Below are 22,360 nucleotides of genomic sequence, written 5' to 3' on the forward strand. Positions count from 1 at the left end.
CACCGCATCTGCCGCGGGTGATCGTCGGCGGGCTGACTCCGGCTTCGCCGTGACGTCTCGCCCCTCGGACGCGAGACGGGCCACGAACCGTGGTGGTCATTTCGAGACGGTCGGCGCGAGCGCGGGTCCGTCGGCACCGGCGCAGTGGGGTAGGCAGTCGACGCGGTCGGGGGCGGGTTCCTGACGCGGGACCCGCAGGCCGATCCCCGCGATCACCGCCCCCACCAGCAGCAACAGCGCGCACCAGCGCATCGCGGTGTCGAAACCGGTGGCGAAGGCGACCGGGTCGTCGAAGGCACCGGACAATCCGGCCAGGCCCGGTAGCGCGGCCACGGCCAGGAGCTGGGCCGTGCGGGCGACAGCGTTGTTCACCCCCGAGGCGATGCCCGCCTCACCCACCCGCACGGCGGCCAGCACCGCGCCGGTCAGTGGCGCCACCAGCACCGAAAGACCCAGCCCGAACACGAAAACGCCCGGCAGCACATCGGTCAGATAGTCCGCTCCTGGTCCTACTCGTTGCAGGGCGAACACTCCGGCGGCGGCGAGGAGCGGACCCAGCGTCATCGGCAGGCGCGGTCCGTGGCGTTGCGCCCAGCGGCCCGCCGGGGCCGAGAGCACCAGCATCAGCAGTGTCACCGGCAGGCTCGCGGCGCCCGAGGCCATCGGCGAGTACCCCGCGACGAGCTGCAATTGCAGCACCAGCAGGAAGAAGACCCCGCCGAGCGCCGCGTAGACGACCAGCGTCACCAGATTGGCCGCCGTGAAGACCCGCGAACGGAACAGCGCGGGCGGGACCAGCGGATTCGGGCTGCGCAACTCGACCACCACGAACACCAGCAGCGCCGCCACCCCGGCCAGGGTGAGCGGCAGGTGCGCGTTGATCAGGCCCATGGTGAGCGCGCCGAGCCCGACCGCCACGATCACAGCGCCCGGCACATCCAGCCGCGCGGTCGCCTCCGGATCGCGGCTCTCCGGCACCCAGCGGGTCGCGACCAGGGCCACGACCACCGCCAGCGGCACATTCAGCAGGAAGATCGCCCGCCAGCCGACCAGATCGATCAGCCCGCCACCGAGCAGCGGACCGAACGCGCCCGCCACCCCGCTGAACCCGGACCACAGGCCGATCGCGCTGCCCTGGTCCTGTTCATCGATCGAGGCGGAGATGAGCGCGAGGCTGCCCGGCGTGAGCAGCGCGCCCGCCACACCTTGCAGCAATCGCGCCGCGACCAGCATCTCGATGTTCACCGCGGCCGCGCACAGCAGCGAGGTGACCGCGAATCCGGCGATACCCCAGACGAACACCCGCCTGCGCCCGAGCCGGTCGCCCAGCGAGCCGCCGAGCAGGATGAACGAGGCCAGGGTGAGGGTGTAGCCGTTGACGGTCCATTGCAGCCCGGCCACATCGGTGTGCAGGGATTCGCCGATGCGCGGCAGCGCCACCGAGACGACGGTGGCGTCGAGCGAGGCCATCGACGACCCCAGCACGGTGGCGAGCAGAATCCACCGGCCGGTGGCCGAGTTCAGCCGAACCGTGCGGGTCGCGGGCACCTCTCCACGCTAACCCCTGACGAGCTAGAGGCTCTGCACGCAGACCACGATGCGGCGCTCGGCGTACTTGAAGCCCGAGTCGGCGGCATCGGGGCAGTCGTCGACGCTGTCCGAACCGTTGCGGATGGTGATGACCTTGACCGGCTCGGTGCCGGACTCGGTGCACTCGATCCGCGAGGGCTCGTCGCCGCCCACGTCCATGCAGCCGCCGACCACCCAGTCGATGTCGAGGCACAGCGCGCCGGTCTCGATGCCGTTGAGCGTCTCGGCGTAGAAGTTGTCGCGGTCGCTCACGCAGCCGCTGCTGGTCTTGGCCTTGCCGATGACCTTGTAGTTCGACGCGCGGCTGCCGCAGGAGGCCTTGTCGATGGTCGCGTCGTCGACGGTGCCACCCAGGGCCACGCAGTCACCGATCTCGGCGTCGAAATCGGTGGTGCCGCCGCGGCTCGAGGTCGGGGCCGGTTTGCTGGTGGTCGGCTTGCCCGCCTTGGTGGTGGTCGTCGGGGCGCCGCTGGTCGCGGGGACGACGTCGATCGCGGGCTGCGCGTGACCGTCGATGGTGCCACCGCACCCGGTCGAAACGAACGCGGTCACCGTGATGGCGAGCGCGCCGACGAGCCGGCCGATGGGCAGATCTGCAAACACCCATTGTGAATACACCACCGGAGCCACCGGCGTCGACTCCATCTGGAAGCCGGTTCGCTGGGCTACCCTTGGATTTTCCGGCCCCCGGGCCGGCCCCGCATCGGAAGTGAGGCGGAGATGGTGACAGTTCGTCCCGGCGAGCAGATCCTCGCCGCACCTCGGCAGATGCTCGTCGACCCGCGTTTCGTCCGGCTGGCCGACCACTTCTTCGGCATGTTTCCCCAGCCCAGCCGGGGTGGCGCGGCGCTGGCGGTCTATCTGGACGGCAAGCCCGTCGTCGATGTGTGGGCGGGCTGGGCGGGCAAGGACCAGCGCTGGGACGGGGACAACGTCGCCCTGGCCTTCTCCACCGGCAAGGGCGTGGCCGCGACCGTGCTGCACCGGCTCGCCGAGCGCGGGCTCCTCGACTACGAGGCGCCGGTCGCGCGGTACTGGCCGGAGTTCGCCGCGCACGGCAAGGCCGAGATCACCGTGCGCGATGTGCTCTCGCACCGCGCGGGCCTGCACCGGGTGCGCGGGCTGGTTCCCGGGCGCGAGGGCATCCTCGACTACGACGCGGTGGTGACCGCGCTGGCCGAGAGCCCCGCCGACCCCCGCCGCGTCCGCACCTCGGGCTATCACGCGATCACCTTCGGCTGGCTGGTCGCCGAGATCGTGCGGCGGGTCTCCGGGGAACCGTTCACCGAGGTCCTGCGGCGTGAGGTGGCTGTGCCGCTGGGCACCGACGAGTTCTGGTTCCAGGTGCCCGCGGACCAGCGGTACCGGATCGCGAGGATCTTCCCGCACCTGGCGCCGCCGGGAATCCGCTGGAACACCGCGTCCTCGGTGCTGTCGTGGGTGCGCCCGATCCGCGGGCTGGCCGAGGCCGGGATGCCGGAGAGTTTCGATGAACTGGTGCGCGACCCGCGCGTGCACGACGCGGTGATGCCCGGCTGGAACGGCGTGTTCTCCGCACGGGCGCTGGCCAGGATGTACGGCGCGCTGGCCAACGAGGGAGTGGTCTACGACGGCGCCACCCCGGTGCGGTTCCTGCGGGCCGAGACCATCGCCACGATCAACCGCACCCAGCACACCGACAGCCGCGACTACGTCCTCGGCCTGCCCCTGCGCTTCACCCTCGGCTACCACCGCCCGGTCCTGATGACCAAGCAGCAGCCCCGGCACGCCTTCGGCCACTACGGCATCGGCGGCTCGGGCGCCTACGCCGACCCCGACCTGCGCATGTCCATCGCCTTCGTCACCAACCGGCTGGGCAACGCCGTCACCGCACTGGGTGACGCCCGCCTGGCGAAACTGGCGGCCATCGCCCAGGGAACCGTCCACAAGCTGGCGGCGCGGTGACCGCACTCGGCCGCCCCGCAGTCCGGCGACGGCGGGCGGCCGAGTGAACCGAGCGACTCCGCACCTCGTATCTGCTGATATGACCGCGCAGCCCGATATGACCGCGCAGCGCGTCGCCCCGCCCCGGTGGGCGCTGCTGCACGCACTGGCGGCCGGTCGCGATTTCGAGTCCTACCTGCGCCGACGCGCCGCCACCGGTGACCCGTTCGCGGTCGGTTTCCCTGGATTCCCGCCGGTGCTGTTCACCGGGACCCCCGAGGGCGCGCGCGAACTGTTCCGGGCGCCGATTCCCCTGGTCACGCCGCCACGGCCGAATCCGATCGAGCCGATGGTCGGGGCCGCCTCGCTCATCCTCAGTTCCGGCGAGCGGCACCGCACCGACCGGGCGATGCTGGCGCCCGCGCTGCACGGTCCCCGCGTGCGCGCGCTGGGCGAGACCATTCGCGACACCACCGTCGACGCCCTCGAAACAGCGTGCGGACCTGGGACTTCCGGGCCCATCGACGCACTCACGCTGTCTCGCGCCATCACTCGCCGCGTCATCCTGACCGCCGTCTTCGGCAGCGCGGACCACCGCGACCACGAGTACGCGAGCGCGGTCACCGCCTTCCTCGACGCGTTCACCACACCACTGCTGGTGGCCCCCGTATTACGCCGTGGCCTGGCCGGTTTCGGCCCGTGGGACCGGTTCACGACGGCCAGGGCACGGCTCGACGGGCTCCTGCTGACCGATATCGCCCGGCGGCGCGCGTCGGGTCCCGGCACCGGCGACCTGCTCGACCTGCTCCTGTCGATCCGCTACGACGACGGCACCGCCCTCACCGACAGCGACCTCTGCGAACAACTGCGCACCCTCATCGTGGCCGGTCACGAGACCACTGCCACCACGCTGACCTGGGCGCTCTACCACCTGCACCGCGAACCGGGCCTGCTCACCAGAATCACCGCCGAACTGGCGGGCGCCGACCCGCTCGACGGCAGCGACCTGCTCGACGCCGTCTGCCAGGAAACCCTGCGCCTGCACCCACCGGTGCCCATCGTCCTGCGCACCCTCACCGCGCCGTTGCGCTGGCGCGGGCTCGACCTGGCGGCGGGCCAGACCATCGGCCTGGCCGTCGGCGTGCTGCACAGCAGGCCCGCGACCTGGCCCGCCCCTCGGCTGTTCCACCCCGACCGCTTCCTCGACCGCCCGATCCCGCCGTTCGCGTTCGCGCCCTTCGGCGGTGGGCACCGGCGCTGTATCGGGGCGACCCTGGCCGACTACGAGCTGCGGGTCGTCCTGGCAACCCTGCTGACCACGGTCCGCTTACGCCCCACCCCGGCCCTGACCTTCGGTCGCCGCCCCCGCTCGGTGCCCCGGAATCTGGCGAGCGCCCCGGATCGGGCGATCCAGTTCACACCGGCGCAGTGATCTCGCTCACGCCGGGTTTGAGACTCACACGGATGTGTTTCACCCCTGCTGACGCGCACCGCGCGCGACTCACCGCCGTGAGCGTGGCGTTTACCGAAAGCCGGTGGATAACAACATGTTATGTGACCCATGGCACATAGTTGCCGAGCTGTTATCGCTCACCGCGGCGGCTGGCACGCGGTGACCTCGGGCGGGTAGGAATGGACGGTCAGGGTCGGGGCGTCGTTACCCCGTGGAGACCCACCGCTGCGGTCTCCGCGTCAATCACGAAGATCTCGTGCCGCGCCGGGCGTGGTGACGAGAGATGGAATGGACGAGAAACCTATGCACTTCCAGGCAAATACGCGGCAATCGCGCTGGCTGCGCCGGGGTCTGCTGCTGTCGGCGGCGATCGCGGTGTCCGGCGCGCTGGTCACCGTGTCCGCGCAGGCGCAGCCTGTGCTCCCGGGCATCGGCAGCGGCTCCACCCAGCCCACCGTCGACGCGCCCGCCGCCGTGGCGCCGTTCGCGCCGCCGAACATCAATATCGCCGACGGCGAGACCGTGGGTGTCGCACAGCCCATCATCATCACCTTCCAGGAGCCGGTCGAGGACCGCGCCGCCGCCGAGAAGGCCATCAAGGTCACCTCGAGCACCAACGCGCCCGGTGGCTTCTACTGGACCAGCAGCAAGCAGGTGCGCTGGAAGCCGGCCGAGTTCTGGCCCGCCGACACCGACGTCAACGTCGTCGCGGGTGGGACGACCAGCTCCTTCCACATCGGTGACGCGGTGGTCTCCTACGTCGACGACAACACCAAGATGATCACCGTGACCGTCAACGGTGAGGTCGTCAAGGAGATGCCCACCTCGCTGGGCAAGACCGGGCACGAGACCCCCAACGGCACCTACATCGTGGGCGAGCGCCTCGAGAAGATGACCATGGACTCCTCCACCTACGGCGTCCCGGTCACCGATCCCGAGGGCTACAAGCTCGAGGTCGAGTACGCCACCCGCCTGTCCAACAGCGGCATCTTCGTGCACGCCGCGCCGTGGTCGGTCGGCCAGCAGGGCTACTCCAACGCCAGCCACGGCTGCCTGAACGTGAGCACCGAGAACGCCAAGTGGTTCCTGGAGAACTCGCACCGGGGCGACGCGGTGATCGTGTCGAACACCCAGGGCGGAACCCTCAGCGCCGGTGACGGTCTGGGCGACTGGAACTGATCCGCTGAACTGATCCACCCGAACAGCCGAACAATACGATCAAACCAGGTCGTGTTGTTCGGCTTTTTGCTGTACTCGGCACTGTGCGCCCGATGTTCAGCAAGCCGGGGGGCTGGGTTAACCGAAGGTTCGCCGTGCGCCGTAAAGCTGCCGCGGTGCGAAGCAGTCCGGAGCGAGTCCTCCCCTCACCACGCGGGCGTGGGCTCCGAAACCGCCCGTGGGGCGACTACGCGTTGTTCGCCGTGCTGGTGGTTCCCAATCTGATCCTGTTGTCGCTGTTCGTCTACCGACCGCTCGCGGACAATATCCGGCTCTCGTTCACCGACTGGAACATCGCCGACCCTATTGCGAAACCAATTGGTTTCGGAAATTATCAGGAGTGGTGGCAGCGCGCCGACTCCTGGAAGGTCGTCGGTAATACGGTGATCTTCACCGTCACCGCGGTCGTGGTGAGTATGGCGCTCGGGCTCGCGCTCGCCCTCTTACTGGATCGAAAATTGTTCGGGCGCAATGTAGTTCGTTCCGCTATCTTCGCGCCGTTCGTCATTTCGGGGGCCGCGATCGGAGTGGCTTTCCAATTCGTCTTCGATCCGAGTTTCGGTCTGGTACAGGATCTGCTGCACCGCGTCGGCGTCAGCCAGGTGCCCGATTTCTATCAGGACCCGCACTGGGCGCTGTTCATGGTGACCATCACCTACATCTGGAAGAACCTGGGCTACACCTTCGTCATCTACCTGGCCGCGCTGCAGGGCGTGCGCGCCGAGCTGATGGAGGCCGCCGAGATGGACGGCGCGAGCCGCTGGACCACCTTCACCAAAGTACTGCTGCCGCAACTGCGCCCGACCACGTTCTTCCTCTCGATCACCGTGCTGCTCAACTCGCTGCAGGTCTTCGACATCATCAACGTGATGACCCGCGGCGGCCCGCTGGGCAACGGCACCACCACCATGGTCTTCCAGGTGTACGAGGAGTCCTTCCGCAACTTCCGGGCCGGTTACGGCGCCACCGTCGCCACCATCATGTTCGCGGTGCTGCTGGTGGTCACGCTGGTCCAGGTGCGGGTGATGGATCGGAACGAGCGATGAGACACGTAGGCCCACAGACACTGTCGTACCGGCGCCGCGAACGCGCGATCACCGTCCTCGGCTACGCCGCGATGGCGTGCGTGCTGGTACTCATCGGCGTACCGCTGTTCTGGATGCTGATCACCTCGGTCAAGGACCGCCCCGACATCTACACCCAGCCCGCGGTGTACTGGCCGCGCAGCTGGCATCCGGAGAACTACGCGCACGCCACCAGCACGGTGCCGTTCTGGACCTTCCTGCGCAACTCGCTGATCGTCACCGGCGTGGTGTCGGCGGTGAAGTTCGTGCTCGGGGTGTTCAGCGCCTACGGCCTGGTGTTCCTGCGCTTCCCCGGCAAGAACATCGTGTTCCTGGTGATCATCGCGGCGCTGATGGTGCCCAACCAGATCACCGTGATCTCCAACTACGCGCTGATCGCGCAACTGGGCTGGCGCAACACCTTCCAGGGCATCATCGTGCCGCTGTGCGGGGTGGCCTTCGGCACCTTCCTCATGCGCAACCACTTCCTGTCGCTGCCCGGTGAGGTCATCGAGGCGGCGCGGATGGACGGCGCGGGCTGGTGGCGGCTGCTCACCCGGGTGGTGCTGCCCATGTCCGGGCCGACCATGGTGGCCTTCGCGGTGGTCACGCTGGTCACCGAGTGGAACGAGTACCTCTGGCCGTTCCTGATGGCCGATTCCAGCGATGTCGCCACCCTGCCGGTCGGGCTGACCCTGCTGCAGAACACCGAGAACCCCTCGGTCACCAACTGGGGGCCGGTGATGGCGGGCACCGTGCTGACCATGCTGCCGATCCTCGTCGTCTTCCTCGCCCTGCAACGCCACATGATCAAGGGCCTCACCTCCGGTGCGGTCAAGGGCTGATTTCCAGCAAGGAGTTCCACGTGTCCACTTCACGATTCCCGGCCCTGAGCCGGCGCGGGTTCCTCGGCCTGTCCGGCGGTGTCGCCGCGGGCCTGGCCCTGACCGCCTGCGCGGGCACCGGCGGCGGTTCCGGCGGCTCCGGTGACGCAAATACCATCACCTTCTGGTCCAACCACCCCGGCACGTCCAAAGAGCTGGAGCTGGAACTGATCTCGCGGTTCCAGGCGAAGTACCCCGAGCTCACCGTGAACCTGGTCGACGCGGGCAAGAACTACGAGGAGGTAGCGCAGAAGTTCAACGCCGCCCTCACCGGCGGCGAGCTGCCGGACGTGGTGGTGCTCTCGGATGTCTGGTGGTTCAACTACGCGCTGAGCAAGGCCATCGAACCGCTCGACGCGCACTTCGGCGCGGCGGGCGTACAGCTCGACGACTACGTCGACTCGCTCGCCGCCGACTACCGCTTCGACGGCAAGCACTACGCGCTGCCGTACGCCCGTTCGACGCCGCTGTTCTACTACAACAAGGACGCGTGGGCGAAAGCCGGTCTGCCCGACCGTGGTCCGGCCTCCTGGCAGGAATTCGACGAGTGGGGCCCGAAGCTGCAGGCCGGGCTCGGTGCCGACAAGATCGCGCACGCCTGGGGCGACGCCAAGAACTACCTGGGCTGGACCTTCCAGGGCCCGAACTGGACCTTCGGCGGCGCCTACTCCGACGAGTGGACGTTGCGCTTCACCGACCCCGGCTCGGTCGCCGCGGCCACCTACCTGCGCGAGTCGATCAATGGGAAGAAGTACGCCGCGATCCGGCCGCAGATCGCGGTCGACTTCGGCACCGGCGTCGCCGCCTCCACCATCGCCTCCACCGGTGACCTCAAAGGCATCCTGAAGAACGCCGACGGCAAGTTCACCGTGGGCACGGCCTTCCTGCCGCACCCGAACGGACCGGGCGTCACCACCGGCGGCGCCGGACTGGCGGTGCCCTCGCGCATCTCCGACGAGCGGAAGGTGAACGCGCTCAAGTTCATCGAGTTCGTCACCAACGCGGCCAACACCGCCTACTTCTCGCAGAACACCGGGTACATGCCGGTGCGCAAGTCGGCGGTCAGCGATCCGTCGGAGGTGGACTTCCTGGCGAAGAACCCCAACTCGAAGGTGGCCATCGACCAGCTGGCCCTCACCAAGTCGCAGGACTACGCGCGGGTGTTCGTGCCCGGCGCCGACCAGATCATCGGCACCGGCTACGAGCAGATCGGCCTCCAGAACGCCGACCCGGCAACGGTTCTGGCGAAGGTCGCCGCCGACGTGCAGGCGATCATCGACCGCCAGATCACCCCCAAGCTGCCGAAGTAGGAGGACGGGTTCACCATGGCGACAGTGCAGTTCGACGGTGTGACGCACCGCTATCCCGGCGCCGAGACACCCGCTGTCGACGCACTCGACCTCGACATCGCCGACGGCGAATTCCTGGTGCTGGTCGGCCCTTCCGGCTGTGGCAAGTCCACCAGCCTGCGGATGCTGGCCGGGCTGGAGTCGGTGGAGGCGGGGTCGATCCGGATCGGGGATCGTGATGTCACCGGGTTGCCGCCGCGGGCCCGCGATGTCGCCATGGTGTTCCAGAGCTACGCGCTCTACCCGAACATGACCGTCGCGCAGAACATGGGCTTCGCCCTGCGCAACGCGGGAATGAGCAAGGCCGACACGCTCGTTCGCGTGCGCGAGGCGGCGGCCATGCTCGAACTCGAACCCCTGCTCGACCGCAAACCGGCCAAACTCTCCGGCGGCCAGCGGCAGCGGGTGGCGATGGGCCGCGCGATCGTGCGCAGGCCGCAGGTGTTCTGCATGGACGAGCCGCTGTCCAACCTCGACGCGAAACTGCGGGTGAGCACCCGCTCCCAGATCGCCGCCCTGCAACAGCGCCTGGGCACCACCACGGTCTACGTCACCCACGACCAGGTGGAGGCGATGACGATGGGCCACCGCGTCGCCGTGCTGCGCGAGGGCACCCTCCAGCAGATCGCCTCGCCGCGTGAGCTCTACGACGACCCGGTCAACACCTTCGTCGCCGGTTTCATCGGCTCACCCGGCATGAATCTGCTCGAAGCCCCCGTCGTCGACGGCGAGGCTGTCCTGGATGGCCTGCGAATCCCCGTGCCCCGCACCGTCACCGGCGCCCGCGTCATCCTCGGCATCCGCCCCGAGTCCTGGCATCTCACCACCGACCCCGAATCCCTCACCGCCACCACCGAACTCCTCGAGGAACTCGGCGCCGAATCCTTCGTCTACACCCACGGCACCGGCACCGACTGGTCCACCCGCTCCGGCAAACTCGTCGTGCGCGTAGACCGCCACTTCCACCCCACCCTCGGCGAACCCCTCAGCCTGCGCCCCAAACCCGAAGAGATCTACTTCTTCGACGCCGAATCCGAATCCCGCCTGCGCTGAGTGGTTTTCATAGGCGTTGGTGGGGTGCGTTCTCTCTGGCGCGGGTTACGGCGGTGGTGATGCCTTCGGGCCAGATCGGGCCGTGGCCGGGGAGGACCAGGTCGGCGGGGAGGGATTCGAGGGTGGTGTAGCCGGCGATGGTGGCGGGGGTGTCGTGGTTGAAGAAGTTCGGGAGGGGTTGGGGGCCGGTTATTTTCGAGGTGGGGTGGGCTGTCACCAAAGCGTCGCCGGTGGCGACGGCGCCTGCTTCGGGGAGGTGGTAGGCGGTGTGGCCGGAGGTGTGGCCCGGGGTGGGGACGGGGACGGGGTGGCCGGGGAGGTCGAGGGGGCCTTCGGTGGGGAAGGGGTGGATGTGGGGGACCGGGTTCTTGCGGAGGCCGCCCGCGGCGGTGATGCGGGCGGCCCAGGCGAGGGTGTCGCGGTCGGTGAGGCGTTTGATGACGTCGAGGGGGGTGGCGGACTCGTGGTAGTCGCCGTGGGCGTGCGGGACCTCGGTGGGGCTGGTGTAGGCGGGGATGGCGTAGTGGCGGTGGAGGTGGTTGAGGGCGCCCACGTGGTCGAGGTGGGCGTGGGTGAGCAGGACGGCCTGGACGTCCTCGGGGCGGTGGCCGAGGGAGCGGATCGACTTCTCGATCAGGGCGGCGTCGCCGTGCCAGCCCGCGTCGATGAGGGTGAGGTCGCGGCCCTCGCGGAGCAGGAACATGTTGACGTCGGTGCCGCGGATGGTGAACACATCGTCGGCTACCTGGTGTACGCGCATGGGGGAATCCCTCTCCGGTGCAAGGATTTCCGACCCTACCGGCCGCGGCGGCGGCCGGTGGGGTCGTCGGGTCACCAGATGCTCACGCGCTCTTCGGGCTTCAGGAACAGCTTGTCGTCGGGCTTGACGTCGAAGGCCTCGTAGAAACTGTCGATATTGCGGACCACCGCGTTGCAGCGGAACTCCGGCGGGGAGTGCGGGTCGACGGCGAGGCGGCGGATGGCCTCCTCCTGGCGGGCCTTGGTGCGCCACACCTGGGCCCAGCCGTAGAACACGCGTTGCAGGCCGGTGAGCCCGTCGATGACGGGGGCCTCGGCACCGTCGAGCGAGATCTTGTAGGCGGCCAGGGCGATGGACAGGCCACCCAGGTCGCCGATGTTCTCGCCGATGGTGAACTCGCCGTTGACGGTGTGCTCGTCGGCCAGGTCGGCGGGGGAGAGCACGTCGTACTGGTCGATCAGCGCCTTGGTGCGCTTGCCGAACTCGGCGCGGTCGGCGTCGGTCCACCAGTCCTGCATGTTGCCGTCGCCGTCGTACTTGGCGCCCTGGTCGTCGAAGCCGTGGCCGATCTCGTGGCCGATCACCGCGCCGATGCCGCCGTAGTTGGCGGCGTCGTCGGCGTTCATGTCGAAGAACGGCGGTTGCAGGATGGCGGCCGGGAAGACGATCTCGTTCATGCCGGGGTTGTAGTAGGCGTTCACCGTCTGCGGGGTCATGAACCATTCGCCGCGGTCCACCTCACCGCCCAGTTTGCCCAGGTCGCGGTCGTGGTCGGCGGCGTAACCGCGGCGGTAGTTGCCCACCAGGTCGGCCGGGTCGATCACGACGGCGGAGTAGTCGCGCCAGGTGTCGGGGTAGCCGATCTTGGGGGTGAACTTCTCCAGCTTGGTCAGCGCGGCCGCGCGGGTGTCGGGGCCCATCCACTCCAGCTCGGCGATATTGCGGCGGTAGGCCTCCTGGAGATTGGCCACCAGCTCGACCATGCGGGCCTTGGCCTGCGGCGGGAAGTGCCGGGCCACATACAGTTCGCCGACGGCCTCGCCGAGCAGCTCCTGCACCAGCGACACCCCGCGCTTCCAGCGCTCCCGGTTCTCCTGGGCGCCGGTGAGGGTGCGGCCGTAGAAGTCGAAGTTCTCCTCGACGACGGCGTCGGTGAGCAGCGCGGCCCGCCCGTGCAGCACCTGCCAGGCTGCCCAGGCCTGCCAGTCCTCGCGCGGCAGCTCCGACCAGGCGGTGGCGAAGGCGGTGAGGTAGTCGGGCTGGCGCACGACCAGTTCGGCGAACAGTTCGGCGCCGCTGCGGTCCAGGCCGGTGGCGACGGCCTCCACCCAGGCGGCCCAGTCGAAGGCGGGGTGGGCGGCGGCGAGATCGGCGAAGGTGGTGAGGTTGTAGCTCTTCTCGGCGTCGCGGCGGCGCACCACGTCCCAGTGGCCCGCGGCGAGGGTGCGTTCGACCTCGAAGACGCGGCGGGCGGCGTCGGCGGGGTCGGCGGGCAGCAGCCCGGCCAGGGCCGGGTCGTCGGCGGCGAGGGTGAACATCTTCGCGATGTGCGCGCGGTAGGCGTCGCGGATCTCGGCGAATTCCTCGGAACGGTAGTACGACTCGTCGGGCAGGCCGATGCCGGACTGGGTGGCGTGCACGAGGTAGCGGGTGGAGTTCTTGTCGTCGGTGTCGACGTAGTAGGCCACCGCGCCGCGGATGCCGGTGCGCTGCAACCCGCCGAGCAGGGCGGCGAAGGCGCTCGCGTCGGCGACCTCGGCGATGGCGCGCAGGTCGTCGGCGATCGGGGCGAGCCCGGCCGCGGCCACCGCGTCGGTGTCCATGAAGCTCGAGTACAGGTCGCCGATCTTGCGGGCGACGGCGTCGTCGGAGGAACCCGCGGCGCTCTCGGTGATGATGGCCTGCACGTCGAGCTCGGCCTGGTCGTAGAGCGTGCGGAAGGCGCCGTCGACGGCGCGGTCGGCGGGGATCTCGTACTCGGCCAGCCACTGCCCGTTGACGTGCGCGAACAGATCGTCCTGAACGCGCACATCCTGGTCACGGAAGGACAGGTCGATACCGGAAGGGGTGTTCAGATCGGAGGTCACAGGACCCAGTATGCAGTGACATTGGCGGCTGGCGCCGCGGGTCCTCGGCCTGTTCCCTTGATCTTCCCTCCCTACGGGCACTCCTTCGTCGCACCCTTCGGTCAGTCCAGATCAAGGCGGCCGAGCACCGTGAAGCCGGACTTATGCGCAGACGAACTCGTCGTCGCGGACGCCCGCGACGAAGGCTTCCCATTCGGGGGCGGTGAAGTGGAGCAGGACGTCGTCGTGGCGGAGGGTGGCCGAGCCGTCGAGGCTCACGTGGGCGACCAGGTCGGGGTGGCGGCGACCGGTGAGCAGGCAGTGCAGGAAGGCTGTCCACAGGGCGGCGCCGACGGTGATGATGGGCTCGTCCGAGCCGAGGTTGCGCGGGTTGCGACGGAATTTGCTGTCGCGTATCTGGACGATGTCGCCATCGAAGCGGACCTCGACACATTGGTTGCCGTTGTTGGAGCGTGACGAGGTGAACCAGCCGTGTTCGGCCGGGCGGCGTCGAGCGGTGGTGGACATACCCCGAATCCTACACGCTCGCATACTCGCTGATCAGGGCCAGAGAATCGGTGCGGGACAGGGATTGCTCGCGGGCGCGCACATAGGCGAACCCCAGATCGCGGACCTGCTCGGCGTCGTCGACATGGCCACCGAACACCGCGCTCTCGGCCCACGCGAAGGTAGGTAGCTGATCGCTTGCGAAGTCGAGCAGATGGAAGCTGGAACCACCCAGCACCGCCCCCTCGGGGGCACTGAACGGGATGACGCGCACCTCCACGGTGTCGAGTTCGCGCACCAGCGCGGCCAGGTGCCGCAACTGCTCGCGCAGCACCGGCGCACCACCGGTCTGCTGGCGCAGCGTCGCCTCGCCGAGCACCGCGGTCAGCTCGAGCGGGTCGGGGCCGCGCAGGCGCTGCTGGCGGCGCATCCGGATGGCGACGAGCTGATCCACCTGCACCGGCCGGATCATCACATCGGCGCTGATCAGCGCCCTGGCATAGCCCTCGGTCTGCAACAGGCCGGGCACCAGCAGACTGTCGTAGCTGCGGATGCTCTGCGCGCCCGCCTCCATGCCGTAGAGGCGTTGTAGCTCGGGGCCGATCAGCGCCGAGGAGGTGGACCACCAGCCGCGCTGCTTGCTGGCCTCGAGCAGGGCCAGCAGTTCGCGGCGCTCGTCGGAGGTGACGTCGAGGACATCGAGAACGGGCTCGATGGTGGTACGGGTGAGCACCCGCCGCCCCTTCTCCACATGCGACCAGTTGGCGGGGGTGAAGCCCACGCGGCGCGCGAAACCGGCCGAATCGAAGCCGCGCTGCTCGCGCAATTCGCGCAGGCGCAGGACGAGTTCCCAGCGCGCTACCGTCGGCGAAACAGGGGCCATGCGGCCACATCGTACCCCGGTGAACACACCAGCTACTGACTATTGTCAGGCAGGTTGTGCGGCACTAGGCTAACCCCCAGCTACATCGAGTCCACCGTCGACAGAGACGAGGTCGTGATGAGCACGTCGCGCATTGATGACAAGGGCGGGTACACCGTGGCCGAGGAATACACGGCCACCCAGGACGCGCTGGCGCGGTGCCGTCACTACCGCAAGCACAATGGGCTCTACGGGGTGGTCGACTCGACCCTGGGCCGGATCATGCTCGAGATCGGCGCGGTGGGCGCGGTGGTGATGCCCTCGCCGCTGGGCGAACGGGTGCGCGGGCTGCTCACCGGACGCGGGCAGCGCTGCGGGCCGATCATCGCCCATCCGCGCTCGGGCCGCTGGACCTTCCTGACCGGCCCCACCGACAATTCCTACCTCGACACGGTGCTGTTCGCCGAGCTGTTCCGGGTCTGCGCCTCGGTGGCGCTGCCCGGCAGCGAGATCGTGCTGCCCTCACCCGCCGACGAACGCAGCGGATACCGCCGGTGGACGCAGGTACCGGACGGCGACTATCGGCCGGATTTCGCCCAGATAGTCGCCGCCACCAGGACCAATGCCCGTTCGGCCGCCCTGCTCAGCGAGCCGGGGTCGGCGTAGTCGGGAACTTGCTCTCCATGGTGCTCGAGAAGTCCTCGGCACACTTCTGGATGGCGTCCTGATCGTTGCCCGCCTTCTGCACGCAGTCGATGTAGTCGACGCCGCCGGTGTCCTCGACGACATTCCAGACGAACGCGCCGACCAGCACCGCGATCACGAACGCGAGCAGACCCAGAGCCAGGCCGAAACCGGCCATCACACCGCCGCCCGCTGTCTTCGAACGCACCTTGACCAGCGCGATGATGCCGAACAGCACCGCGAGCACACCGAAACCGATGCCGCCGAACACCGTCCACGACAGCAGCAGCGCGATGATGCCGAGAATCAGCGCGGTGATGGCCAGGCCCTTGCCCGGTGGCTGCTGGTACTGGCCGTACTGGCCGCCCTGCGGCGGATACTGGCCCGGTGGCGGCGGGTACTGCCCCGGCGGTTGATACGACATCTGTTCCCCTCTCATCGTGCCCACGACGTCATCGCGGGTCGGCTACGCCGGCGTTAACCGCGCGAAGTCTCGCCCAGCCGGGCGTGCATCTCCCACACCAGGATCTCGGCGGCCCCGTGCGGGCGCACCCGCTGACCGCCGGTGCGCGTCATCCGGACGGCGTCACCCTGGGCCAGCACACCGACACCCTCGAGCTCCACCTCGCCGCGTGCGACGAAGACATGCAGGTAGGGAGCCTCCGGGAGGGTGACACCGGGGCTGTCGGCGGGCATCCGGGCCACGTGCATGGCCGCGTGCGAGGAATTGATCGCGATGGCGGTGCGGTCGCGGTAGCGGGGCAGGCCCGAGGCCACCGTGACGAGCTCGCCGCGCGCGAGTTCGGCGTCGATCTCGAGCTGCTGATAGCCCGGGTCGACGCCGGGTTCGTCGGGCACCACCCACATCTGGACGAAGTGCACCGGCTCGTCGTGCTCGGGCAGTTTTCCGTCCAGGCGCCAGGAATCGTTCTTCTCCGAGTGCAGGATGCCGGTGCCCGCGCTCATCCGCTGGGCCAGGCCCGGATAGATGACGCCGCTGTGGCCCAGCGAATCCTGATGCACCAGGCTGCCGCCGAGCACCCAGGTGACGATCTCCATGTCCCGGTGCGGATGGGTGTCGAAGCCCTCGCCGGGCAGCACCACGTCCTCGTTGTTCACCAGCAGCAGGCCGTGGTGGGTGTTGTCGGGGTCGTAGTGCTCGCCGAAGGAGAACGAATGCTTGGAATCGAGCCAGGAGATGCGCGTCTTCGACCGGTCGCCGCCGCGGTGCAGCTCGATCCTGGGTGTGGTCGGTGTGGGCATCACCCCCCAATTCTGGCACCACTATCCTCACGACGTGTCGACTCATCGCCCTGACGGCTCCGAACCGGCGGGTGAGCGGCCGATCCCGATCCGCGACATGCTGCGCGATCCGCGTCCGCTGATCCGCCGCAACCCGCAGATGCCGCGCCTGGCGCTGCTGCGGCTGGCGGCCCAGTTCGGCGACGGCATGTTCCAGGCGGCGCTGTCGGGCGCGATCCTGTTCAACCCCGAACGCGAGACCGATCCGCTGGCCATCGCCGCCGGTTTCGCGGTGCTGCTGCTGCCGTACTCGGTGCTCGGACCCTACGCCGGTGCCCTGCTGGACCGCTGGGACCGGCGCACGGTGCTGCTGGTGGCGAGCGTGACCAGGGCGCTGCTGATCGCGGCGACGGCGCTGGGATTGTTCGCCGGAGTGGGGGAGACGCCGCTGTTGCTGCTGGCGCTGGCGACGGTGGGGATCAGCCGGTTCGTGCTGGCCGGCGTGTCGGCGGCGCTGCCGCGGGTGCTCGAACAGCGCTGGCTGGTGCCGATGAACTCGCTGCTGGCCACGGTGGCCTCGGCCTGCGCGGGAGTCGGCGCGGCGGCCGCGGTGGCGGTGATCGCGGCGCTGGGCGCGGGGGACACCGCCTCGGCGGTGGCGGTGGCGCTCAGTGGCGCCGGGTCGGTGGTCGGCGCGATGCTGGCGATCGGATTCCCGGCGCGGACACTCGGGCCCGAAAGCGGTTCGGCCCGTTCGGAGAGCACTGTGCACGCCATCGCGACCGGCCTGCGCACCGGCGCGCGGGCGGTGTGGGACTCGGCGCAGGTGACCACCGCGATGATCGGCATCGGCGCGCACCGGGTGGTGTTCGGGATGAACACGCTGATCATGGTGCTGGTGCTGCGCCAGCCCAGCGGGGACGCCCAGATGACCGGCGGGCTGGTCGGATTCGGGGTGGCGATCGGCTTCGCCGCGGCGGGCATGCTGCTGGCCGCGCTGCTGGCGCCCATCCTGATCCCGCGCCTGGGCAGGCCGCGCACCGTGCTCGTCGGCCTGGTGGCCGCCATCGCGGTGCAGCTCACGCTGGTGACCCCGATCGCGGTGGCCGCCGCGGGCAACGACCACGCGCACCGGATGCTGCTGGCGGGCGCGTTCGGGCTCGGCCTGGCCGGGCAGACGATCAAGCTGACCGGCGACGCGAGCATGCAGATCGACATCGCCGACGACCGCCGCGGCCAGGTGTTCGCCCTGCAGGACACCGTTTTCAACATCACCTTCGTGCTCGCCATCGCGGCGACCGCGCTGGTGATCCCCGCCGACGGCCGCTCTCTGGCGGTGGTGTTGACCGGGGCGGGGGTCTACGCGCTCGGCATCGTGGCCGTCGGCCTCAACTCCCGGCGAGCCAGGGCGGCACGCTGACCGGCCGCACCGGCTCCTGAGCCAGCACGCTGCGATGGTCGACGCCGAGCGGGATATCGGGGAACAGGTCGAGGGCGGTGTTCCCGACGCTCGCCACGACGGCGTCGAGCGGTGGATCACAGTCGGGTAGCGGGAACGGCTCGCAATCCCACAGGGCGGCATCGCCGTCGAAGTCGAGCCAGAGCGTGTCGGCGTGCGTGGTCTCGGCCAGGGCCTGCTCGGCCTCGTGCGCGAACCCGGTTCCGAAGTCGTACTCGATTTCGTTCACAACTGGTTGGACGCACGGCGAAGGCGATCGGTTCCGGTAAGTTCTACGCGCAGCAGAGGTGTTGGCCGGACACCGATTCGAGGGAGTACCAGGTGCGCACTACACCGCAGAGATCAGCAGCGCTGGGTGTGTTTCTCGCCGCCGTGCTCGCCGCCCCGGCGCACGCGGCACCGCTGCCGTGGGCGCCGCCGCCGGTGAACATCTGCGGGGAAACGGGTTTCGACCCGGCCAACCGGCTGCCCGATCCCTCGGCACCGCCCGCCCCGCCGCTGCCGCTCCTGCCGCCGAGCTTCGACATCCCCATCCCGATCCCGCAGCTCACGCCGGTGCCGGTGCCCGATCCGCCGCACGACAACACGCGCGTCGCGCAGGCACCGCTGCCCACCGACCCGTGCCGCAACCCGTGCCCCGAGGTCACCGACACGCCGAAGCCGGAAACCGAATCCGCCGAGACCTCCACCGGTTCGGCCGACTTCCTGCCGCGCATCCGGATCAAGCCCGAGATCGAGCCCATCCCGATCCCGGTGCCCGGCGGCGACGGCGAACCCGCCCAGCCCGCACCGGAACCCGTGGTGCGCCCGATCGAACCCGGACCGGTGCGCGCGGCCGTCGCGCCCGCGGTGGTGGAGTCGGTGCGGCTGGTCGAGCAGGTCACCGGGCACGGATCGGCCAACCGGACCGACAAGCGCTGGCAGGTCGACGGCACCGACCTCGGCCTGTTCTGGGAGACCGAACCGGGCAAGGTCGCGATGGTCTTCGGTGACACCTTCGGCGACGGCTGGGCCTACGGCGGCGCGGGCGCCGACACCGCCGACTGGCGCTCGAACGTGCTGGCCTACAGCACCGATCGCGACCTGTCCGACGGGCTGGTCATCGACTCGATGGTGCAGGACAAGCCCTGTCACGCTGCCGAACTGCTGGGCAGCCGCAAGATCAAGAACTGGGAGACCACCACCATCCCCACCTCGGGTTTCGCCCTGGGGAAGCGCCAGTTCATGAGCTACATGTCGGTGAACCACTGGTCGCGGATCCCGGGCATGTGGCTCACCAACTACGGTGGTCTGGCCTATTCCGACGACGGCGGCCAGACCTGGACCAAGGATCAGCACGCCCGCTGGGAGAACCTGTTCGGGCTGGGCAAGTTCCAGGTGGCGGCGATGGTGCCGCACGGCGACTACGTCTACCTGTTCGGCACACCCAACGGGCGGGTCGGGATGATCGGGCTGGCTCGCGTGCGCAAGGCCGATGTGCTCAACAAGACCGCCTACCAGTACTGGGTGGACGGCGATTGGGCGCCCGCCGCGGAGAATTCGGCGACCCCGCTGGCCCTGGGCACCGCCAGCGAACTGTCGGTGCGCTTCGACGCCGAGAGCGGGCAGTGGCAGATGGTCTATCTGGACTCGGCCGCGGGCAAGATCGTGCTGCGCACGGCCGCCGAACCGCAGGGCCGCTGGACCGACACGGTGCCGCTGCTGTCCACCGAGGACTATCCCAAGGCCTACGGCGGGTTCATCCATCCGTGGTCGACCGCGAAGGACCTGTACTTCACGATGTCGGCCTGGGACAGCTACAACGTCTATCTCATGCACGCCCGGCTGCGCTGAACGCTCAGCGCACGGGCACGAAACGTAATCGGTCACCGGGGCGGGCCTGGGCCACCCGATCGACATCGGCGTCGAGCACCACCGCGATCACCGGATAGCCGCCGGTGATCGGATGATCGGCGAGGAAGACCACCGGCTGCCCGCTCGGCGGCACCTGCACCGACCCCAGCGCGACGCCCTCGGCGGGGAGTTCGCCGGTGATCGCGCGGGTCAGCGGCGGGCCGTCGAGGCGATCCAGGCGGGCGCCGACGCGATCGGTGTCGGTGGAGATCGTCCAGGAACCGCGGAACAGCAGGTCGGGATCGCTGAACCAGTCCGCGCGCGGGCCGGGCAGCGCGCGCACCGCGAGCACCTCCGGGGGCACCGGAACCGGCGCGAACTCGACGGTCGGCAGGGTGCGCGGCGGGGGACCGACCGGCAGCTGACTGCCCGCGCGCAACGGCTCGGGGCCGATGCCGGAGAGAGTGTCGCGGCTGCGCGAACCCAGCACCTTCGGCACGGCGATCCCGCCGCGGATCGCCACGTAACTGCGCAATCCGCTGCCGGTCAGGCCCAGCCGCAACACCTTGCCCTCGTCGAGTTCGAGGACGCTGGCATGGCCGACCGGAACGCCGTCGACGGTCGCGGGGGCTGGCGCGCCGGTGACGGCGACGGTGAGATGGCCGTCGGCGCGCAGGGCCAGCCCGCCGAGCAGCACCTCGATGGCGGCCAGGTCCTCCGGATTGCCGACCAGGCGGTTGGCCAGGCGCAGCGCGGCGCGGTCGGCGGCGCCCGCCTGGCCGACGCCGGAATCGAACCAGCCCGGCCTGCCCAGGTCCTGGATGGTCGCGAGCGGCCCCACCCGCTCGATGAAGATCAGCATGCTCGTACTCCCCGATTCGCTGTCGAGGCGGCGCGTCGTTGAGCAGCCCTGGGTGTCAATCCGCGGTGGTCTCGACGAAACGAATCGCCGAACCCGCCCGCACCAGCGCGGGCGGGTCGCGCTCGACCACCCACATCCGCAGATCGGTCCGCCCGATCAGCTGCCAGCCACCCGGGGTCCCCCGGGGATACACCGCCGAGTAGCCGCCCGCCAGCGCCACCGCGCCGGGCGGGATGGCGGTGCGGGCGCGGTCGCGGCGCGGGACCGTCAGCCTGCCGTCGGGCGAGGTCAGGTAGCCGAAACCGGGGGCGAAGCCGACGAAGGCGCAGCGCCAGATCGTGCTGGTGTGCGCGGCGATCACCTCGGCGGGGGACAGGTCGAGCAGACGCGCGACCTCGGGCAGGTCGGCGCCGTCGTAGCGGACCGGGATCTCCACGATGTCCTCGGCGGGCACGTCGACGGCGGCTGTTCCACGGGAAACATCGGGCGAATCCGGTTGCGGTGGCTCCTGATCCAGGCGCTCGAGCAGGGCGAGCAGTTCGCGGCGGACCTGCACGCCGTAGCTCACCGCGTGCAGGGTGACCAGCACCGTCTCGGCGGCGGGCAGCACATCCTGCACGCCGGCGATGGCGTGCACACGCAGAGCCGAGGCCAGACGCTGCACCGGACGCGGGTCATCGAGCGTGATGAGCATGGCGCGGTCACCCGCGGGCCGGATCCGCGCGTTCCAGTCGTCCATCCTGCCTCCCACCCTCAGCTGAACGGCTCCACCGGTATCCCCGCCTCGTCGAGCGCCCCGCGAATCCGGCGGGCCATCTCCACCGCGGCAGGGGAATCGCCGTGCACGCACACACTCGCCACGGACACGGCGACCGTACCGGGACTGTCTACGGTACGCGCGGTCCCCGACAGCGCAAGGGAAACCGCCTGTGCCACGGCGTCGTCGGGCGCGAGCACCGCTCCGGCAACACCGCGCGGAGCCAGCGTGCCGGTCGCGGTGTAGGCGCGGTCGGCGAAGCCCTCGCCGACGAAACGCACCCCGAGCCGGGCCGAAGCCTTCTCCAGTTCGGTCCCGGCCGGGCCGAGCAGGGCCAGGCCGGGCCCGGACTCGGCCACCGCCGCGAGCACGGCGTCGGCGAGCAGCGGGTCACGGGCGGCCGCGTGGTACAGCGCGCCATGGGGTTTCACGTAGTGGACGCGGTCGCCGGCGGCCCGGGCGAAGGCCGACAGCGCGCCGATCTGATACAGCACCTCGTCGCGCAGTTCGGCCGGGGCGATGGCGATATCGCGGCGGCCGAAGCCCACCAGATCGCGATAACCCACGTGGGCGCCGATCCGCACGCCCTTGGCGACGGCCGTTTCACAGGTGGCGCGCATGATCGACGGATCGCCGGCGTGGAAGCCGCAGGCGATATTGGCGCTGGTCACGATGTCGAGGACGGCGGCGTCGTCACCCATTCGCCACGGGCCGAAGCCTTCACCGAGATCACTGTTCAGGTCCAGCGGCATGCGTCGACCATAGCCGCCGGGGGCGCGGCCCAGTACGCTCAG

The 22,360-nt window shown here is 69.7% G+C and carries 22 protein-coding genes; 10 read left to right on the forward strand and 12 right to left on the reverse strand.

Features of this window, described 5'->3' with window-relative positions:
- Positions 1–96: 96 nt before the first annotated feature.
- Both ACWEMY_RS01150 and lppU read right to left on the reverse strand, forming a co-directional pair.
- Complete coding sequence (locus ACWEMY_RS01150; protein WP_452388359.1) at positions 97–1,548, reverse strand: MFS transporter; 1,452 nt, start codon at positions 1,546–1,548, stop codon at positions 97–99.
- A 24-nt stretch (positions 1,549–1,572) separates the two neighbouring features.
- On the reverse strand, positions 1,573–2,193 hold the full coding sequence (lppU, locus tag ACWEMY_RS01155) for an LppU family putative lipoprotein (RefSeq protein WP_452388360.1): 621 nt from the start codon (positions 2,191–2,193) through the stop codon (positions 1,573–1,575).
- A gap of 117 nt (positions 2,194–2,310) precedes the next feature.
- On the opposite strand from lppU, the gene ACWEMY_RS01160 reads away from it, so the two are divergent.
- The 7 genes from ACWEMY_RS01160 (at position 2,311) to ACWEMY_RS01190 (ending at position 10,534) form a co-directional block, all read left to right on the forward strand.
- Entirely contained in the window at positions 2,311–3,534 is a 1,224-nt protein-coding gene (locus ACWEMY_RS01160) for a serine hydrolase domain-containing protein (protein ID WP_452388361.1), read from the forward strand.
- Between the two features lie 79 nt (positions 3,535–3,613).
- Positions 3,614–4,945, forward strand: a complete 1,332-nt coding sequence (locus ACWEMY_RS01165) for a cytochrome P450 (protein WP_452388362.1) — start codon at positions 3,614–3,616, stop codon at positions 4,943–4,945.
- 309 nt (positions 4,946–5,254) lie between these two features.
- Positions 5,255–6,145 (forward strand): L,D-transpeptidase, encoded by an 891-nt coding sequence (locus ACWEMY_RS01170; protein WP_452388363.1) that lies wholly within the window; start codon positions 5,255–5,257, stop codon positions 6,143–6,145.
- Positions 6,146–6,237: 92 nt separating this feature from the next.
- Positions 6,238–7,230, forward strand: a complete 993-nt coding sequence (locus tag ACWEMY_RS01175; RefSeq protein ID WP_452388364.1) for a carbohydrate ABC transporter permease — start codon at positions 6,238–6,240, stop codon at positions 7,228–7,230.
- Complete coding sequence (locus ACWEMY_RS01180; RefSeq protein WP_452388365.1) at positions 7,227–8,093, forward strand: carbohydrate ABC transporter permease; 867 nt, start codon at positions 7,227–7,229, stop codon at positions 8,091–8,093. Before ACWEMY_RS01175 ends, ACWEMY_RS01180 begins: the two co-directional genes overlap by 4 nt.
- A 20-nt stretch (positions 8,094–8,113) precedes the next feature.
- Positions 8,114–9,442 carry an ABC transporter substrate-binding protein gene (locus tag ACWEMY_RS01185; protein WP_452388366.1) on the forward strand — a complete coding sequence of 443 codons (1,329 nt, stop codon included), beginning with the start codon at positions 8,114–8,116 and terminating at the stop codon, positions 9,440–9,442.
- A 15-nt stretch (positions 9,443–9,457) separates the two neighbouring features.
- Positions 9,458–10,534: an ABC transporter ATP-binding protein gene (locus tag ACWEMY_RS01190; protein ID WP_452388367.1), complete on the forward strand. Its 1,077-nt coding sequence runs from the start codon at positions 9,458–9,460 to the stop codon at positions 10,532–10,534.
- A 7-nt stretch (positions 10,535–10,541) separates the two neighbouring features.
- Here the strand turns inward: ACWEMY_RS01190 and ACWEMY_RS01195 are convergent, their stop codons facing one another.
- The 4 genes from ACWEMY_RS01195 to ACWEMY_RS01210 form a co-directional block, all read right to left on the reverse strand.
- The gene (locus ACWEMY_RS01195) at positions 10,542–11,294 is read right to left on the reverse strand and encodes an MBL fold metallo-hydrolase (RefSeq protein ID WP_452388368.1); all 753 of its coding nucleotides are present in this window, start codon (positions 11,292–11,294) and stop codon (positions 10,542–10,544) included.
- 71 nt (positions 11,295–11,365) lie between these two features.
- Positions 11,366–13,381 carry a M13 family metallopeptidase gene (locus ACWEMY_RS01200; protein ID WP_452388369.1) on the reverse strand — a complete coding sequence of 672 codons (2,016 nt, stop codon included), beginning with the start codon at positions 13,379–13,381 and terminating at the stop codon, positions 11,366–11,368.
- Between the two features lie 141 nt (positions 13,382–13,522).
- Positions 13,523–13,888 (reverse strand): DUF397 domain-containing protein, encoded by a 366-nt coding sequence (locus tag ACWEMY_RS01205; RefSeq protein WP_452388370.1) that lies wholly within the window; start codon positions 13,886–13,888, stop codon positions 13,523–13,525.
- Between the two features lie 10 nt (positions 13,889–13,898).
- Positions 13,899–14,750: a helix-turn-helix domain-containing protein gene (locus ACWEMY_RS01210; RefSeq protein WP_452388371.1), complete on the reverse strand. Its 852-nt coding sequence runs from the start codon at positions 14,748–14,750 to the stop codon at positions 13,899–13,901.
- A gap of 117 nt (positions 14,751–14,867) precedes the next feature.
- On the opposite strand from ACWEMY_RS01210, the gene ACWEMY_RS01215 reads away from it, so the two are divergent.
- Positions 14,868–15,395 carry a hypothetical protein gene (locus tag ACWEMY_RS01215; protein ID WP_452388372.1) on the forward strand — a complete coding sequence of 176 codons (528 nt, stop codon included), beginning with the start codon at positions 14,868–14,870 and terminating at the stop codon, positions 15,393–15,395.
- Here ACWEMY_RS01215 and ACWEMY_RS01220 read toward each other — a convergent pair.
- Together ACWEMY_RS01220 and ACWEMY_RS01225 are read right to left on the reverse strand one after the other, a co-directional pair.
- Complete coding sequence (locus tag ACWEMY_RS01220; protein ID WP_452388373.1) at positions 15,373–15,837, reverse strand: DUF4190 domain-containing protein; 465 nt, start codon at positions 15,835–15,837, stop codon at positions 15,373–15,375. The two genes, ACWEMY_RS01215 and ACWEMY_RS01220, sit on opposite strands and share 23 nt — an antisense overlap.
- A gap of 53 nt (positions 15,838–15,890) precedes the next feature.
- Positions 15,891–16,676 carry a pirin family protein gene (locus ACWEMY_RS01225; protein WP_375935576.1) on the reverse strand — a complete coding sequence of 262 codons (786 nt, stop codon included), beginning with the start codon at positions 16,674–16,676 and terminating at the stop codon, positions 15,891–15,893.
- 97 nt (positions 16,677–16,773) lie between these two features.
- Between ACWEMY_RS01225 and ACWEMY_RS01230 the strand changes: the two genes are divergently transcribed.
- A complete protein-coding gene (locus ACWEMY_RS01230) occupies positions 16,774–18,075 on the forward strand; it encodes an MFS transporter (RefSeq protein WP_452388500.1) in 1,302 nt (433 codons plus the stop codon).
- Here the strand turns inward: ACWEMY_RS01230 and ACWEMY_RS01235 are convergent.
- Positions 18,044–18,343 carry a hypothetical protein gene (locus tag ACWEMY_RS01235; protein WP_452388374.1) on the reverse strand — a complete coding sequence of 100 codons (300 nt, stop codon included), beginning with the start codon at positions 18,341–18,343 and terminating at the stop codon, positions 18,044–18,046. The genes ACWEMY_RS01230 and ACWEMY_RS01235 overlap by 32 nt on opposite strands.
- Positions 18,344–18,435: 92 nt before the next feature.
- Between ACWEMY_RS01235 and ACWEMY_RS01240 the strand changes: the two genes are divergently transcribed.
- Positions 18,436–19,947, forward strand: a complete 1,512-nt coding sequence (locus ACWEMY_RS01240) for a DUF4185 domain-containing protein (RefSeq protein WP_452388375.1) — start codon at positions 18,436–18,438, stop codon at positions 19,945–19,947.
- A 4-nt stretch (positions 19,948–19,951) separates the two neighbouring features.
- Here the strand turns inward: ACWEMY_RS01240 and ACWEMY_RS01245 are convergent, their stop codons facing one another.
- Genes ACWEMY_RS01245 through ACWEMY_RS01255 form a run of 3 tightly spaced genes read right to left on the reverse strand, consistent with a single transcriptional unit; the run spans position 19,952 to position 22,318 of the window.
- A complete protein-coding gene (locus tag ACWEMY_RS01245) occupies positions 19,952–20,809 on the reverse strand; it encodes a 5-oxoprolinase subunit C family protein (RefSeq protein WP_452388376.1) in 858 nt (285 codons plus the stop codon).
- Positions 20,810–20,864: 55 nt separating this feature from the next.
- Positions 20,865–21,548 carry a 5-oxoprolinase subunit B family protein gene (locus ACWEMY_RS01250; RefSeq protein WP_452388377.1) on the reverse strand — a complete coding sequence of 228 codons (684 nt, stop codon included), beginning with the start codon at positions 21,546–21,548 and terminating at the stop codon, positions 20,865–20,867.
- A 14-nt stretch (positions 21,549–21,562) separates the two neighbouring features.
- Positions 21,563–22,318, reverse strand: coding sequence for a LamB/YcsF family protein (locus ACWEMY_RS01255; protein WP_452388378.1), 756 nt, complete (start codon positions 22,316–22,318; stop codon positions 21,563–21,565).
- Between the last annotated feature and the right edge of the window lie 42 nt (positions 22,319–22,360).

The organism is Nocardia sp. NPDC004415, from assembly GCF_053602435.1.